The following is a 15981-nucleotide window of genomic DNA, read 5'->3' on the forward strand; positions in this document are numbered from 1 at the left end:
AATCTCAATGTCGGAGATGGGGTTATTTAGGGCTGTTTCGCTCGCTCTCAAAATATATTAGTTCAGCCGAATTAGGTCGCTGAGAATATCAATGGACGCTCGCCCGCTCCGCCACTTCGTCGCCGTGGCTCAGACCCTGCACTTCGGCCGCGCGGCGGAGCGGCTGGGCATGACCCAGCCGCCGCTCAGCCAGTCGATCATGAGCCTTGAGCGCGACCTGGGCGCGCCGCTGTTCGAGCGCACCAAGCGCAGTGTCCGCCTGACGGCCCTGGGCGAGCAATGGCTGCCCTACGTGCTTGAAACACTGGCGGCGCTTGACGGCCTGCCTGGCCTGGCCCAGCGGATGCGCGATGGACAGACCGGCTATCTGGCGCTGTCGTTCGTCAGCACGGCCGACTACAGCGTCCTGCCATCGCTGGTGCGGCGCTACTCCCAGGCCTATCCGGACGTCGAGATCCGCCTGTTCGAGGCCACCAGCGACGTGCAGATCCCGGCCATCGTCAGCGGCGAGCGCCATGCCGGCATCATCATCCCGCCCGCCGATCATCCCCTGCCGCCGGCCCTCGCCTACCGCCGCCTGCTGCGCGAGCCACTGGTCGCCGCCGTGCCCAGCGCCTGGATCGAGGACGGCCGCATCGCCCGCGAGACCGAGATGTCCAGCGCCGAGGTTCTGGCCTCGCCGCTGATCCTGTTCCCCAAGCACGTGGCTCCGGCCTTCCACGACCTGGTCACCGGCTATTTCGCATCGCTGGGCGGGACGGCTCGGATCATCCAGGAGGCCATCCAGATGCAGACCATCATCAGCCTGGTCTCCAGCGGTCTCGGGATCGCCCTCGTGCCGGCTTCGCTGCGAAACCTAGCGCGAGCGGGGGTCGCCTACGTCCCCCTGGCCGGCGCGGCTCCGATGCTGGAGACCGGCTTGGCCTGGCGGCGCGACGATCTCGCCCCCACCCTGGCTAACGTCCTGGCCCTGCTCGACGAAACCTAGCGAGAGCCGCCGGTCAACGCTTGGGCGTAGTGCTGGCGGTCGATGATCGGCCGACAGAAGATCAGCGCGCCGTCGATGACAGCGTCCTCGGTCAGGAGGGTTCTGAACCACGCATTGGCTTCGGCCATGCCGCGATGCAGGGCGATGACCCGGTAGCTGTGCTTGCCGGTCACGGCCGCGGCGGTCGAGACGCATGGATCGTCCCGCAGCCGCGCCTCCAGCCGGTCCAGCGCGCCGCCATCGGTCAGCCGGGTGCGCAGGTCGGCGATGCAGTGGCAGACATCGGCCGGCAGCCTTACGCGGTCGACCAGCTTCAGCAGGCCGCTCTGCTTGAAGCGGGTGATGATCCGGAAGGCCGTGGTCTGCGAGACCTCCAGCATCTGGGCCAACTCGACCACGGTCGGCAACGGCTTGCCCTCCAGCCGGGCCATGATCGCCAGATCGGCCTCCAGGGCGGCGCCCGGCCCGGGCGTCACCTTTGAAGATTGCAGCGACGCGGGTTTGACGTGGTTCACGGCGCGCCCTTTGGCGTGAACAGCAGGTCGTGATAATCCCAGCTGAAGTCGGCGATCGGCGACACCGCCTTCATCGTCACCCGCGTGATCTTGCCGTCGGGGTCGAGGTTGAAGGTGACGTAGGCCGGCTCCAGCGTCTTGTCGTCGAAGCGGGTGACGAAGGTGTCGTACTGCCAGTGCTCCAGCTTGCCGGCCATGCGCGGGGTCGACTTGAAGTCGATGCGCAAGGCCCCGTCGCCCTCGGTTACCGCGATGTCCCCGTACCAGGGGTCGGCATAGGTCCCGGCGTACTTGGCCGCGGGCAGCGAAGGCCCGACGCCGGCCGGCTTGACCTGGACGCCGCCCAGGGTCTTCAGCGCGCCGGCGATCAACCGCTTCTTGTAGGCGATGTAGCGCTCGGTCCACGGCTCGGGCTTGACCCCCAGATAGTGGTCCAGCAGCTCCAGCATCAGGCCGCGCGGCAGCTCGCCGTCCTCGCTGTTCAGCTCGATCGAGAAGCCGGCGTTGCGGTCGGGGATCAGCACCACCACCGTCTTGAAGCCCAGCACCGCGCCGCTGTGCCAGACGATCTGAGTTCCGTGGTAGTCCTGAATCTCCCAGCCCAGGCCATAGGCCTGGAAGTTGGGCTTGGTGACCTCCATGCCGGGGGGCGCGTGGTCGATCGGCTCGATAACCGTCGGCTGCCACATGGCCTGACTCTGAGCCTCGCTGAACAGCCGCTTGCCGTCCGGCAGGGCGCCGCGGGCCAGTTGCAGCTTCAGCCACTTGGCCATGTCGTTAGCGCTGACGGCCATGCCGCCGGCCGGGGCGGCGCTGCGCGCCAGCTCGTCGCGCTCGTCGAGGATCTCCTGATCGCCGGCCCCGCGCAGGCCTCCGTTCAGTCGCGCGTGCGGCTGGGCGCGGTTGGGGTTGTCGAAGCGGCGCTCGTCGGTGGTCGAGGCGTTCATGCCGGCCGGGACCAGCACGTGATCGCGCGTATAGGCCTCCCAGGTCTGACCGGTGACCGCCTCGATCAGTTGGCCGGCCACCATGTAGAGGACGTTGTCGTAGGCGTAGCCGCTGCGGAAACTGGTGGCGGGCTTCAGATAGCGCAAGCGGCGCACGGCCTCGGCGCGCGGGATGTTGCTGCGTGGCACGAACAGCAAGTCGCCCTGCCCCAGGCCGAGACCGCTGCGGTGGACCAGCAGGTCGCGCACGGTCAGCTCGCGCGTCACCCACGGGTCGTACATCTGGAAGCCCGGCAGGCGATCGGCGACCTTGTCGTCCCAGGACAGCTTGCCAGCGTCGACCAGGGTGGCCAGGGCCGCCGTGGTGAAGGCCTTGCCGGTCGAGCCGGTCATGAACAGCGTATCGGCGTCGACCTTGGTCGGGTCGCCCAGCTTGCGGACGCCATAACCCTTGGCGAGCACGGTTTGCCCCTCGTCGACGATGGTGATCGACAGGCCCGGCGCGCCGACCTTTTGGCGCAGGGCCTCGACATGGGCGTCGAAGCCCTTGGGCGGCTGGACGACGGGGCCGGCGGCAAGCGCCGCGGCGAGAATGAGGCTGATCATGGGACCTCCGGCTGGAAGACGGGACGTCGGGCGAAACGAACAAGGCTGACCAGCGCCAGCGGCGCGACGTAGAGCGCGATCAGGGCGTAGGCCAGCAGGCGATAGCCGCCGGCGATCAGGCTCACCAGCCCGACCCGATCGGCCAGCACCATGCAGAACACGAGCAGCGCCAGGGCGCAGGCGGCGCGGGCGCGGACGCCGAACGGCCGTCCCATCCGGACCTGGAAGGCTACGGCGACGCGCTCATTGATGGCGTGGACCGCGCCCGTGCCACTCTCCAGCAGCGCCGCGAAGACCATGAGTTGGAACAGCGCGCGGAAGATCGGCAGGTTCAGCTTGGCCAGCAGCACGTCCGATGGCAGGGCCGCGCCCGTGACGGCTGGCGCATAGGCGCACATGCAGACGAAGAAGACGAAGGCCGGGATCATCGCCAGAGGCCCGGCGATCAGGCCGGCCGTCACCGCGTCCCGGTCACTGAGCAGGCGCCGGGTCACCGGCAGGATGATCACCGCGCCGATGATGTTGTAGCCGGCGTAGGTGGTTCCGCCGATCAGGGCGTCGGCCCCAACCTGGACCGGAACCGCGAAGGCGGCGGCGATGTCGGAGCCGAAGGTCGTCAGGGCCAGAACGAGAAACAAGCCGTAGACGCCGTAGAGCAGGATCGAGACCCAGGCGAACAACTGCTCGACCACCTTGCTGCCGAAGGCGACGAAGCCGGTGACACCCAGCAGCAGGGCCAGCATCCCCGCCCACTTCGGCGCGCCGAACACCGCATGGCCGATTTCGCCGGCCGCCGCGCCGAACACGGCCAGCACCAGGACGACAAAGAAGGCGTAGGCCAGCTCGAAGGCGATCCAGCCGCGTCCCAGCAGGGCCTGGAAGAAGCTCCGATAGTCCCGCGCCCCGGTCGCTCGCGCGAACAGGAAGGTCAGGACGCACATACCGCTCCAGATCAGCGTCGCCAGGGCCAGGCCGACGAGGCCGCCCCAGGGACCAGCGGGCAGGAAGAACTCGGCGATCTCGCGGCCGGTGGCGTAGCCGCCGCCGATGACGGCGGCCTTGAACGCCAGGCCTGGCAGCAGCCAGCGGCTGAACCAGCCTGGGGCCGCCTTCCCGCTCATGCGAGGCAGGCGTCCAGCAGCCGCTCGAAGGCCGGGCCTCCCCGCAGCGGGTCGGCGGTCGGCAGGCCCAGGCGCTGAGCCACGGCGGCAATTTCGGCCTGGGCGGTCTCGGGCGACAGCTTGCCGGTGTTGAGGCTGATCCCCGCGCAGCGGATATTCGGGTTGGTCACCCGCCCCATCAGGACAGTCGCCTCGATCACCGCCTCGATCGACGGCACGGCGTGACCGGGATAGCCCAGGATCTGGGTGCGGCCCGGCTCGTGACAGACCACGAAGACGTCAGGCTGGCTGCCTTGCAACAGGCCCAGCGACACCGCGCCATAGGCGGGGTGCATCAAGGACCCCTGCCCTTCGATCACGTCGACATGGCTGGCCGGCGCGGCGGGACTGAGCATCTCGGCCGCCCCGGCGATGAAATCGGAGACCACCGCGTCGATCGGTATGCCGGCGCCGGCGATCATGATCCCGGTCTGGCCGGTGGCCCGGAAGTCGACATCGACGCCACGTCCACGCAGTCCTCGGGCGATGGCCAGGGCGGCGTACTTCTTGCCGAGCGCGCAGTCGGTGCCGACGGTCAGGATCCGGCGGCCCGAACGGCGTTTGCCCGAGCCCACGGGAATCCCTGTCGGCGGAGTGCGCACGTCGATCAGCCGGCGGCCGGTCCGCTGGGCGGCGACCTTCAGCTCCGGGATATCGCCCAGCTTGGCGTGCATGCCAGAGACGAGGTCGAGCCCCGCCTCCAGCGCCTCGACCAGACCGGCTATCCAGGCTGGCGGGATGATCCCCCCGGCGTTGGCCACGCCGATCACCATGCCCCGCGCGCCCTCGGCCACGGCCTGGGCCGGCGCCAGGGCCGGCAGGCCGGTGCTGACCCGGGCGCCCGGCAGGACGAACTCGCCGACGCAGCGCTCGCCGACCCAGTCGCGCAGGCCGAACGCGGTCTTGGCGTAGCCGGGCTCGACCGTGTCGCCGAGGAACAGGAGGTAGGGCGACGGCAAGGCGCCCTCCATAGCCTCATCGGCCTTCTCGTCCTGGGCGGTTCTGGCGATAGCGGTCATGTGATCAGAAGCCGGCCGTCAGGCTGAGGCCGATCGTGCGCGGCCGGATCACGCCCGTGCCGATCGCGCCGCCCGGATAGACCGGCAGGCCATTGGCGGTGACCGCGCCGGTCGAGATCTTACCGTCCGAGTCGAAGGCGTTCTTGACGTACGCCTCCAGGTCCACCTTGCCGAAACTGACCCCGGCCCGCAGGTCGACGACCTCGTACGAGGGAAGCTGGCGCTGCTGGCTGTGCGCGGCGCGGTACTCGGCGTCGAACATGCCGCTCTGCTTGCCCATCACCCGTAGCGAGGCGCCGACATAGGCCTGCTTGTCGCCGATCGTCCAAGTATAGTCGCCATTGAAGCCCAGGCTGAGCTTGGGGGTGAAGGGCAGCTGATCGCCCTTCTTGCCGCCGACCAGGGCGCTGGTGTCGCCCGAAAGCTTGGCGTCGGTATAGGCGCCGTTGGCCGATACGGTCAGGCCGCTGGCGAGGCGGGCCGTGGCGGTGAACTCGACGCCATCGCTTTTCGCGTCCGCGCCATTGGTGTTGATGCCGAAATTGTTGACCACGGTCAGCAGTTGAACGCCCTTCCAGTCGATGTGGAAGGCGGCGACGTCCAGGCTGAGGCGACGGTCGGCGCTCTCGCCCTTGAAGCCGGCTTCGTAGCTGGTGACCTTGTCCGGCGCGAAGGTGGCCGGGGTGTCGGCCGGCGCGCTGGGCGGGATCACGTTCGGACCGCCGGGACGATAGCCCTTGGCGACGCGGGCATAGACCGCGCGGCGATCGTCGATCTTGAACTTCGGGGCCAGCGAGTAGGTGAAGACGTTGTCCGACGACTTCAGGCCGCTGTTGATCGGCGTACCGCCGGCCAGCACGCCCGTGGCCGACTGCCCGGCGACCTGCTTGTTGTGGCTGTAGCGGCCGCCCAGATCGACATCCACCCGCTCGCCCAGATGCACGGTGGCGTTGGCGAAGCCGGCATATTCCTTATAGCGCGAATTGAGGTCGAGGTCGGCCAACAGCGGCAGGCCGGTAAGCTGGGTCAGCGTGCCTGGCTGGACGGCGATGTACTCCTGGTGGATCAGGCCCTTCTCGTCGGTGAAATAGCCGCCGACCAGCCACTCGAACGGCGCGCCGGCGTTCGAGGCCACGCGCACTTCCTCGGTATATTTCCGGTTGTTGGTCTTCTGGGCCAGGTAGAGTTCGTTGGCGGGACCGAACACGCTCTCGATCAGGCCGCTGAGGTTGAAAGAGGCGTCGTCGCGCTTGGTCTGGTTCTGCTTGTTGTAGCTGCTCGACGCGGTCAGCGTGCCAAAGCCCAGGTCGTAGTTCACCACCGCGTTGTAGATGCGGTATTCGACGTCCGAGAAGGCCGGCGCGAACTGCGACAGGGTCGGGCCGCCGTGCAGGGTCTTCAGGGTGTCGGGATCGCTCTCGACCACGGTCGGGGCGTCGGCCTTGATGTCCTGCAGCACCGCCGTCAGGCGCAGGTCGAATTTGTCGGTCGGCTTGAACAGCAGCGAAGCGCGGCCGCCATAGACCTTGGCGTCGTTGATGTTCCGCTCGACGTCCGAACCGCCGGTTCCGATCGAGTCGATGAAGCCGCCGTCCTTGCGGTAGAAGCCCGAGGCGCGGACCGCGACGGTCTCGCCGAGCGGGATGTTGACCATCGCCGTCGTGCGATACGACATCGCGCCGCCCTTGGTGTCCTCGAGCGCGACGCGAGCGCGAGCGATGAAGCCCTTGGTGTCAGGCGTGTTGGTCACGAACTTCAGCAGGCCGCCCATCGAGCTCGCGCCATACAGCGTGCCCTGTGGGCCGCGCAGCACCTCGATGCGGGCGATGTCGAACGTATCGAAGTCGCCGGCCAGCACCGCGCCGTTGACGAGGGCGCTGCTCGAGCCGAACGGGGTCTCGTCCATATAGACGGCCACGGTCGAGGCCACGCCCCCTGTGTTGACGCCCCGCATGACCAGGCGACCCTCGCCGGGCGTGCTCTGGTCCAGCTGCAGGCCCGGAACCAGCTTCAGATAGTCGGCGAAATTGGTCGCCTGGTAGGCCTCCAGCGTGTCCCCCGACACCACCGAGATGGCCTGCGGAATGTCGATCAGGGTCTGTTCCCGCTTCTGGGCGGTGACGACGATCTCTTCGACGGTGGAGACGGGCTTGGGACCTTCGTCGGCCGCGAAGGCCGGAGCCTGCATCATCAGGGCGCCGACGGCGCTGGAGATCAGCAGGGTCGCACGATTGAGCTTCATCCAAATTCCCCCTCGTTGAAGCGCCGGCGGTTCCGGTGAGACTTCCCCCGCCGCGCGCTGCGGTCGCTCGGATTTTTCCGTGCTCGGCCCGCTTGTCATTACGCAAATGTAATCCCGATTAGGACAATGTTATCCCAATTAGAGAATTGTCAACGGCAATCGTGGCGTCAGCCCGCCTCGGCCTTGCGCGCCCAGGGATCGATCAGACGCAGGAGGATCGCCGCGGTCACGGCCAGCCCCGCCAGCAGCGCGAAATAGGCCGTGTGGCTCACCCGGCTCCATAGAGTGCCGACCAGACCCGCGCTAAGGCTGCCCGCGAAGATGGTCAGGTACCAGGCCGCCACGGTGGTCGCGCCGAACCCGGGCGGAGCCAGGCGGGCGAACAGGCCGAGGCCCGTGGGCAGGATGAAAAGTTCGCCGAAGGTGTAAATCCCGAAGAACGCCACCAGCCACAGCCAGTGCGCCCTGCCCCCGCTGAACGCATCGACGGCGCATAGCAGCAGGAAGGCTCCCGCCACGATCAGCGCGCCGGTCGCCATCCGCTGGGCCGGCGACGCATCCCGTCCGCCGTCGGCGCGTCTCTTCCAGCCGGCCAGCAGTATCGGCGTCATGGCCATGACCAGCAGAGGGTTCAGCGACTGGAACCAGGTCATCGGCACGCGCCAGGACCCGAGCGTCCGGTCGACGCCGGCGTCGGCCCACAAGGCCACGGTGTTGCCGGCCTGCTCATAGGCGCCGCGGAAGACGGTGACCGACAGCGCGACGCCGGCCAGGGCCAGCACGGTCGGCAAGCCCATGCGCCCCTTGGCGGCGTCGGGCGCGACGTCGGTCTTCTTCTGCTCGGCCGGCAGGTAGCGCTGACCCCACAGATAGATCAGCAGGCCCGCCAGCATCCCGAAGCCCGCCACGGCGAAGCCGACGTGCCAGCCGAATAGCTCGCCGAGCGTTCCGCACAGAAGCGGCGCGAGAAAACCGCCGATATTGATGCCCAGATAGTAGACGTTGTAGGCCCAGCCGCGCCGGGGATCCCCCTCCGCATAGAGGTCGTTGATCTGGCTGGGCAGGGTCGGCAGGAACAGGCCGTTGCCCAGGGCGATGGTGGCCAGGGCGACATAGAGCAGGTTCGGAAAACCCATCATGAAATGGCCCAGCGCCATGACGCTGGCCCCGATGATGATCGCCCGCCGCTTGCCCAGCAGCCGGTCGGCGATCACCCCGCCGACGATCGGCGTGAAATAGGCGCAGGCCGTATAGGTCCCGTAGATCAGGGACGAGGTCCCCTGGGCGATCAGCAGCTCCTTGGTCATGTAGTAGACCAGCAGAGCGCGCATGCCGAAATAGGAGAACTGCTCCCACATGTTCGTCAGGAACAGGACGGTCAGGCCGCGCGGCTGACCGAACCATGGCGAGGCGTCGAGCGCCTTGCCGCTCATGCGGCCGCCGCCGCGGCCGGCGCGCCCCATACGCTTTCGCCAGCCCAGACCGCGCCGTCACGATAGACCACGCTCGGCGGCCGGTCCTTCGCCAGGAAGGTCGGGCCATCCAGGTCGACCAGATCGCAGACCTGGCCCAGCACGAAGCCCGGCCCGGTGGCCAGACTCGTGCCCACCATGGTCCCGACCATAACGCCCAGGCCCAGGCGCCGGGCCTTGGCGGCCATCAGCAAGCCTTCCGTGAGCCCGCCGCACTTGTCGAGCTTGATGTTGATGACCTGGAAGCGGCCCACGGCGGCCGAGACATCGGCCAGCGAGACGCAACTCTCGTCGGCGGCGACCGGGATCGGACTGTGGAAGCCTTCCAGCTCATGCTCGTGGCCGCGCGCCAGGGGTTGCTCCAGCAGAGAGACGCGTTCTTCGACCAGCGTCTCGACCAAGCTCTCCAGGTCGGCGCGGACGAAGCCCTGGTTGCCGTCTACGCCCAGCCAGGCGTCCGGTCGCGCGGCGCGGATGGCCCGCACCCGCGCCTGATCCAACGGCAGGTCGCCGGTCAGCTTGATCTTGATCGATTTGGCCTGGACGTAAGCCGTCGCGCCCTTGGCCATGACTTCCGGCGTATCGGCGCCGAGGGTGAAGGTGGTGCGCAGCGGCTGAAGCGCGTCCAGTCCCGCCAGCCGCCAGACCGGCAGGCCGGTGCGCGCGGCTTCCAGCTCCCACAGGGCGCAGTCGACGGCGTTGCGGGCCCCGCCGGGCGGCAGGATGAAACGCAGCGCCTCCCGCGTCGGCCCGGCCTCGATCGCGTCGCGGACGGCCTCGAGCTGAGCCCGCATGCTGTCGACGGTCTCCTTCAGAAAGAAGACCCCGGACGCTTCTCCCCTACCCTTCCGGCCGGCCTCCGACAGCGTCACGACGATGATGTCGGACGTGTCGAAGACGTGGCCGGCGATGCGGAAAGGCTGAGCCAGCCGGAGCGTCTCGTCGGCGATGTCCAGGGTCAGCCGGCCCATCAGTAGTTCACCGACATGCCCAGGAGGTGGAAAGCCAGGGCGACGTAGAACAGCAGCAGGGTCGAGAGCAGCAGCAGCACGCTCCACAGCTTGCGCGCCCAGCTACGGCCGTCGGTCCAGGTCAGCCAGGCGTTCCAGCCGGCCGTGACAAGCGCCACCGGGAAGATCACCCAGCCCAGCCCCTGCAGGAGCAGCATCACGCCGTCCATGGCGCCGGCCAGAGCCGCGGCGCTGGAGGTCAGCTGGATCATGCCCACGACCCAGCCAATCAGCAGGGCCAGCAGCAGGCCGGCGCCAATCCGCGAAGCGCGCGAGGCCGTCAGGGCCTTGCCCGAGATGTCCGGGCTGGCCTTGTAGCGGCGACGCACCAGGGCCACGACCGGCCAGTAGAGGAAGGTCAGGAGCAGGACGCCGATGCTGGCGAGCATCGCCGGCAGCGCCCAGGTCATGTCGCGGGCGGCCGGGGCGCGGTCGAACACCATGAACGGCGAGCCGAAATCCCAGCTCCAGCGGACCGGCTTGCCGTCCACCACCTGGGCGGCCAGGCGATCGTGGCCGCCGACCTCGCGCCAGACGTATGGGGCGATCTCGACCCATTCCTTGGGACGGCCATTGGGCCCCAGCACGCTGGGGATGATTAGCTCGCCCTTGGGGCCAACGGCGATCTTGGCCTGACCCACGGCGTAGAACAGCGACAGGAAGCTGCTGTCGGCCCGCCGGCTGGCCCACCATGCGCCGGCCATGGCCTTGGCGTGCTCGGCCGAGACCTTGGCGTCGACCTTGCCGTCGGGGGCGCCGGCATAGGGCAGATAGCGGTCTGAAAAGTCACGGAAGATGGCGGTGCGCAACGTCCCCGCCGCGCCCTCTCGACCGCCGCTGTTCAACGACAGATAGAGGCCGACGTGCTCGTCCATGTAGAGGTGCAGTGAGGAGTGGAAGCCCTCGGTGTCACCCAGATGGCCGATGACGTAGCGGCCGTTGATCGAGGTCTGGAAGAAACCCAGCTCCATGCGGTCCAGCGGCGGGATCAGCGACTTGGGATTCACCTTGTCCAGGGGGCTGTAGTGCATCGTGCGGGCCGTCTCGGGCGACAGGATGCGCGCGCCGTCCAGTTCGCCGCCCTGCAGATGGGCGATCATGAAGCGGCCCATGTCCGCGCCCGTTGACGAGGCCGAGCCGGCCGGAGCCGGGCCGACGATCTCGAAGCCCTTCGCGGGCTTGCCAGGCTTCGAATAGCCCTGGGCGTCCGTACCGGTCAGGTTGGCGGGCAGCGGCTGGCGGAACGTGGTGTTGGCCATCTTCAGCGGGCCGATGACGTGGCGGTCGAGATAGTCGTTGAATGTCTCGCCCGTCACGCGCTCGACGATGTAGGCCGCCAGGGCCGTGCCGTAGTTCGAATAGGCCGGCGTGGTCCCCGCGTCGAAGATACGATGCGGCAGGTGCTTCTTGAGATAGTCGCCCAGCGCCGGCTCGGGCTGACCATAGAAGATGAGCGCCTTGGCGACTTCCTCGAAGCCGGCCGTATGGGTCATCAACTGGCGCGTGGTGATCGGGTTGCCGTGGTAAGGCGGGATCTTGAAGTCGAGGTACTGGTTGACGTCGGCGTCCAGGTCGATCTTGCCGGCCTCGACCTGCTGCATCACCGCCGTCCAGGTGAACAGCTTCGAGATCGAGCCGGGGCGGAACAGGGTCTTGTAGGGATCGACCGCCGTGCGCTTGTCGCGATCGGCATAGCCGAAGCCGCGCGTCGTCAGGATCTCGCCGTCCTTGACCACCGTGACCACCGCGCCGGGAATATCGCCGGTGCGCAGGGCGTAGGGCATGTAGCCGTCCAGCCACAGGTCGACATCGGCCTTGGTCAGGGCGGGCGCTGTCGCCATCGCCACCGGAACCGGGGCGGACGGTGCGGCCTTCACCGGCGCGATCGCCCTGGCGACCGGCGGCGACGCCGTTTCCTGTCGCGTCTGCCCTTGTGCGGAGCCCAGCCCCGCGAGCAGCGCGACGATCGCGACGGCTGCCCCCTTGATCGCCCGCATGCGTTCTCTCCCCTCGCCTGACGGCAGGATTGCCCCCGCACGGCCAAGCCGATAAATTGGGAGCAACGATCCTAATTAGGACAATTGCTATCCTGATTGGAAAATTCGTCAACCACCTTCGAGGAGTCGCGGCGCGTGCCTGCTAACGTCCACACGCTTGGAACACTGCTTCGTGGACTGAGAGATCGCGAGGGCTGGACCCTCAAGCAGATGAGCGAGAAGAGCGGCATCCCCGTCTCGACGCTCTCCAAGGTCGAGCACGACCGCCTGACCCTGACCTACGACAAGCTGCAGCAGCTTTCGCAGCGGTTGGGCATGCGCATGTCGGAGCTGTTCGCCGAGGACCAGGCCGCCCCGCCGCAGGCGGTCATGGCGCGCCGCAGCCTGGGCGATGTCGAGCGCGCCGTGCGCGTCCAGACCCCTAACTACGACTACTACTACCTGTGCACCGAACTGCGCGGGAAGCGGATGATCCCGGTGATCACCAAGATCCGCGCCAAGAGCGCCGAGCAGTTCGGCGACCTCGTGCGTCACGCCGGCGAGGAATACATCTTCGTCCTGAAGGGTCGGATCGTCGTGACCACCGAGTTCTACGACCCCGTGATCCTGGAGGCCGGCCAGTCGATCTATCTCGACTCGGCCATGGGCCACGCCTACCTCGCCGCGGAAGGCTGCGACGAGGCCGAGGTGCTGGGCGTCATGTCCAGCGAAGACGAGGAACTGATGAAGGCGCTCCTGGACATCCACGAGGACCAGAAGCAGGCGCGGCGTTAGCCCCGGCGATCAGAAGCCGAAGTCGCTCAAGCCCGGATGATCGTCGGGTCGGCGACCCAGGGGCCAATGGAACTTGCGGTCGGCCTCGGCGATCGGCTGCTCGTTGATGCTGGCGTGTCGGTTGCGCATCAGGCCGTCGGCGTCGAACTCCCAGTTCTCGTTCCCGTAGGCGCGGAACCAGTTGCCGCTGTCGTCGTGGTATTCGTAGGCGTAGCGGACGGCGATGCGATCGCCCTCGAACGCCCACAGCTCCTTGATCAGCCGATAGTCCAGCTCCTTGGTCCACTTGCGCTCCAGGAAGGCCTGGGCCTGATCACGGCCGTTCAGGAACTCGGCGCGGTTCCGCCAGTGGGTGTCGGTCGTATAGGCCAGGGCGACCTTGGCGGCGTCGCGGCTATTCCAGCCATCCTCGGCCAGGCGGACCTTCTGGATGGCGCTTTCGCGGGTGAACGGTGGCAGCGGCGGACGGGACATGGGTTTCTCCTGAAGGGTCAGAGGGCGAGTTGCAGCGCCTCACCTTCGGCGGCCGGAACGGTGCAGCAGATCAGCGCCTCGTCCTCGGCGACCGAAGCGGTCGGCGACGTGAGATAGGAAACAGCGCCTTGCAGCACCCTGGTCTTGCATGAACCGCAAGTTCCGGCTCGGCAGCTGAATTCGGGCCGCAGACCCCGCGCCTCGGCCAGCTCCAGCAACGTGCCCGAGCCGGGCTCCCAGCGGGCCTCCTTGGAGGACTCCATGAAAAGCACCGGCTTGGCGCTGGTCGCCGGCGGCGGGCCGGCTTTCGCGGGCGCGGCCCCAAGGTCCGGCGTGCGTTGCAGCGAGGCGGGGCCGAACGCCTCGGCGTGGATGCGCTTGTCGGCGACGTTCAGGCCGCGCAAGCCGTCATAGATCGCCTGCATGAAGCCCGGCGGGCCGCACAGATAGAAGTCGTAGTCATCGAACGGCAACTCGGCGCGCAGGGCGTCCATGTCGAGCCGGCCCAACAGGTCGTAGTCGTCGCTCTCCGCGCCTCCCGCATCGCTGAGGATGCGCGTCAGGCGGATCGCCCCCTGCCCCGCCTCGACCAGGGCCGCGAGTTCCTCGTCGAACGCCCGCTCGGCCTTGGTCCGCGCGGCCTGGAAGATCCAGGTCGGCCGAATGCCGCGCGTGCGGAAGCCCTCGAACAGGAGGTGCCGGGCCATGGCGATCATCGGGGTGATGCCGACGCCGGCCGCCAGCAGCACCGCCGGGCGCTTTTCCTTGGCGTCGATGATGAAGTCGCCAGCCGGGGCGCGAGCCTCGATCAGGTCGCCTTCGTGGATCTGGTCGTGGAGGTATCGGGAGACCGCGCCCTCGCGCTTGACGCTGATCCGGTAGAATGGATCCGACGGCGCGACCGAGAGCGTGTAGGTGCGGATGACGGGCCGCTGATCGCCCGGAAGTTGGACGCGGATGGGCAGGTGCTGGCCGGCCAGGTGCGGGATAGCCGCCACGCCGTCGGCGGGCTCCAGTTCGAACGAACGGATCGTCGCGCTCTCCTGGGTGATCTTCCTGACCCGGAACGGCCGCCAGCGACCGGCCAGCTCGGCGGCCTTGAGCCGGGCCGCCGTCGCGTCCCAGTCGCCCGTGATCAGGGCGTTGGGCGAGGCGCCGTTCGCGCGGTCCGCCCAGCGAACCGGCAGGACACTCCGACGACGGACGATCGTAGTCGGACGCACCCGCCACAGACGCTCCGCGCCCTGGAACGCCGCGATCTCGGGCGAGTCCAGCACCACCTCGGCCTCGCCGGTCAGCTGCAGCATGTCGCCCGTCGCGAAATCGACGAACACCAGACCCGCCTTGCCGTTCAGCCGGATGTTGCCCAGCGTGTTGAAGAACAGATTGCCGGCGAAGTCCGGGATGGTCAGGACGCCGTCCTCGCCGAGCCGCACGAAGCCAGGCTTGCCGCCCCGGTGCGAGACATCGACCTGCCGGCCTTTCTCATCGCTGTAAGACGCCACGAAGAAGGCGTCGGCCGCGCCAATCACCCGGCGAGCATCGGCGTCCAGGTCCGCGAAGGTCTCGACCTGGCCGGCAAAGGGCGCGGTCGGATCGCCCACCACCGCGAAGTCGCGCAGCTGGATGTATTGCGGGCAGTTGCCGTAGCTCTGACCGACCGTGACGTCGAAGCCGTAGGCCTGACGGCGCGCGGTTCCGTTCATGCGGTTACGGCGGCGCGTATGCAGCTCGATGCCCAGCAGGCCGACAGGATCGCCGTCCTCCAAGCCCGCGTCGGCCGGATCGCTGGGCTGGCGCACGGCCTTGATCGCCAGGGTGTGGATGTCAGGCGAGCTGATGAAACCCGGCTGGCCGGCGACGATCGTCGCCCAGGGCGCGCCCGCCGGATCGACGCTGCCGACCACCAGGAACGGCAACTGCGGGAAGAACGCGCGGTGCTGGTCCAGCAGGAAGTCGCGGATCACGCGACGGCCGACGTCTTCCATCCGCGCCTCGACGCCGACGCTGCGCTGGATCTCGACCTCGCCGCGATGCCAGGGAGAGGGCTTTTCGGTGGTGGTCATGGCCCGCTCCCCGGCGCTCGACGTTACGCGGCCAGGCCGACGGGCGTCTGGCGGAACGGCACGAAGCCCGGCAGGGCCTCGATGCGCGCCAGCCACGCGCGGACGGCCGGATAGGGCTGAAGGTCGACGTTCCCCTCGGGGGCGCGGGCCGTGTAGCTGTAGAGCGCCACATCCGCGATCGTCGGGCGGCCGGCGACCAGCCAGCCCTGCCCCGCCAGCAGACCTTCCAGGATGGTCAGCAGCGCGGCGCCGCGCCCGATGACCTCGTCGGCGTCGCGCTTGGCCCCGAACACGGTGATCAGGCGGGCGGCGGCCGCGCCATAGGCCAGCTCGCCGGCGGCCACCGACAGCCAGCGCTGGACCTGGGCGGCCTCGATGACGCCCTCCGGCAGCCAGTCGGTCTTGCCGAACTTGCGAGCCAGATAGACCATGATGCCGTTGGAATCCGAGACGATGACGCCGTCGTCTTCCAGCACGGGCACCTGGCCGAACGGGTTCAGCTTCAGAAATTCCGGCGCCTTGTGCGCGCCCGAGGCCAGGTCGACCTCGACCAGTTCGAAGTCCGCGCCGATCAGCGACAGGAACAGGTGAGCTCGGTGAGCATGGCCTGACAGCGGGTGGTAATAGAGGCGCATCGTCGTGTCCTTTGCGGAACGGGCTGGACACGGCGTCCATCCGATGAGCCAAGGACACTCCATCCGCCGGGCGGGC

Annotated in this window: 13 protein-coding genes; 2 read left to right on the forward strand and 11 right to left on the reverse strand. The window is 68.2% G+C overall.

Annotated elements, in window-relative coordinates; translation table 11 throughout:
• Window positions 1–91 precede the first annotated feature (91 nt).
• A complete protein-coding gene (locus tag AC1RJ9_RS17235) occupies window positions 92–988 on the forward strand; it encodes a LysR family transcriptional regulator (protein ID WP_492838152.1) in 897 nt (298 codons plus the stop codon).
• On the opposite strand, the gene AC1RJ9_RS17240 is transcribed toward AC1RJ9_RS17235, so the two are convergent.
• The 8 genes from AC1RJ9_RS17240 to AC1RJ9_RS17275 all read right to left on the reverse strand — a co-directional run bounded on the left by AC1RJ9_RS17240 (window position 985) and on the right by AC1RJ9_RS17275 (window position 11956).
• Window positions 985–1503 carry a MarR family transcriptional regulator gene (locus tag AC1RJ9_RS17240; protein ID WP_492838154.1) on the reverse strand — a complete coding sequence of 173 codons (519 nt, stop codon included), beginning with the start codon at window positions 1501–1503 and terminating at the stop codon, window positions 985–987. The genes AC1RJ9_RS17235 and AC1RJ9_RS17240 overlap by 4 nt on opposite strands.
• Window positions 1500–3056 (reverse strand): serine hydrolase, encoded by a 1557-nt coding sequence (locus AC1RJ9_RS17245; protein ID WP_492838156.1) that lies wholly within the window; start codon window positions 3054–3056, stop codon window positions 1500–1502. Before AC1RJ9_RS17245 ends, AC1RJ9_RS17240 begins: the two co-directional genes overlap by 4 nt.
• Window positions 3053–4177 (reverse strand): YkvI family membrane protein, encoded by a 1125-nt coding sequence (locus AC1RJ9_RS17250; protein ID WP_492838158.1) that lies wholly within the window; start codon window positions 4175–4177, stop codon window positions 3053–3055. The genes AC1RJ9_RS17245 and AC1RJ9_RS17250 overlap by 4 nt, the downstream gene beginning before the upstream one ends.
• On the reverse strand, window positions 4174–5235 hold the full coding sequence (locus tag AC1RJ9_RS17255) for an N-acetyltransferase DgcN family protein (RefSeq protein WP_492838160.1): 1062 nt from the start codon (window positions 5233–5235) through the stop codon (window positions 4174–4176). The genes AC1RJ9_RS17250 and AC1RJ9_RS17255 overlap by 4 nt, the downstream gene beginning before the upstream one ends.
• Before the next feature lie 4 nt (window positions 5236–5239).
• Complete coding sequence (locus AC1RJ9_RS17260) at window positions 5240–7477, reverse strand: TonB-dependent receptor (protein ID WP_492838162.1); 2238 nt, start codon at window positions 7475–7477, stop codon at window positions 5240–5242.
• Between the two features lie 167 nt (window positions 7478–7644).
• The gene (locus AC1RJ9_RS17265) at window positions 7645–8940 is read right to left on the reverse strand and encodes a peptide MFS transporter (RefSeq protein ID WP_492838164.1); all 1296 of its coding nucleotides are present in this window, start codon (window positions 8938–8940) and stop codon (window positions 7645–7647) included.
• Entirely contained in the window at window positions 8907–9920 is a 1014-nt protein-coding gene (locus tag AC1RJ9_RS17270) for a dipeptide epimerase (RefSeq protein ID WP_492838166.1), read from the reverse strand. The genes AC1RJ9_RS17265 and AC1RJ9_RS17270 overlap by 34 nt, the downstream gene beginning before the upstream one ends.
• The gene (locus AC1RJ9_RS17275; protein WP_492838168.1) at window positions 9920–11956 is read right to left on the reverse strand and encodes a serine hydrolase domain-containing protein; all 2037 of its coding nucleotides are present in this window, start codon (window positions 11954–11956) and stop codon (window positions 9920–9922) included. The genes AC1RJ9_RS17270 and AC1RJ9_RS17275 overlap by 1 nt, the downstream gene beginning before the upstream one ends.
• Window positions 11957–12091: 135 nt before the next feature.
• Here AC1RJ9_RS17275 and AC1RJ9_RS17280 point away from each other — a divergent pair, with 135 nt between their 5' ends.
• Entirely contained in the window at window positions 12092–12730 is a 639-nt protein-coding gene (locus AC1RJ9_RS17280; protein WP_492838170.1) for a helix-turn-helix domain-containing protein, read from the forward strand.
• A 9-nt stretch (window positions 12731–12739) separates the two neighbouring features.
• Here the strand turns inward: AC1RJ9_RS17280 and AC1RJ9_RS17285 are convergent, their stop codons facing one another.
• From AC1RJ9_RS17285 to AC1RJ9_RS17295, 3 genes are read right to left on the reverse strand one after another with little or no spacing between them, the layout of a single operon-like run.
• Window positions 12740–13204 carry a nuclear transport factor 2 family protein gene (locus AC1RJ9_RS17285; protein WP_492838172.1) on the reverse strand — a complete coding sequence of 155 codons (465 nt, stop codon included), beginning with the start codon at window positions 13202–13204 and terminating at the stop codon, window positions 12740–12742.
• Between the two features lie 17 nt (window positions 13205–13221).
• Complete coding sequence (locus AC1RJ9_RS17290) at window positions 13222–15270, reverse strand: 2Fe-2S iron-sulfur cluster-binding protein (protein WP_492838174.1); 2049 nt, start codon at window positions 15268–15270, stop codon at window positions 13222–13224.
• A 23-nt stretch (window positions 15271–15293) separates the two neighbouring features.
• Complete coding sequence (locus AC1RJ9_RS17295) at window positions 15294–15905, reverse strand: glutathione S-transferase family protein (protein ID WP_492838176.1); 612 nt, start codon at window positions 15903–15905, stop codon at window positions 15294–15296.
• Window positions 15906–15981 lie beyond the last annotated feature (76 nt).

The organism is Caulobacter sp. GW822-FHT07D08 (assembly GCF_058798735.1).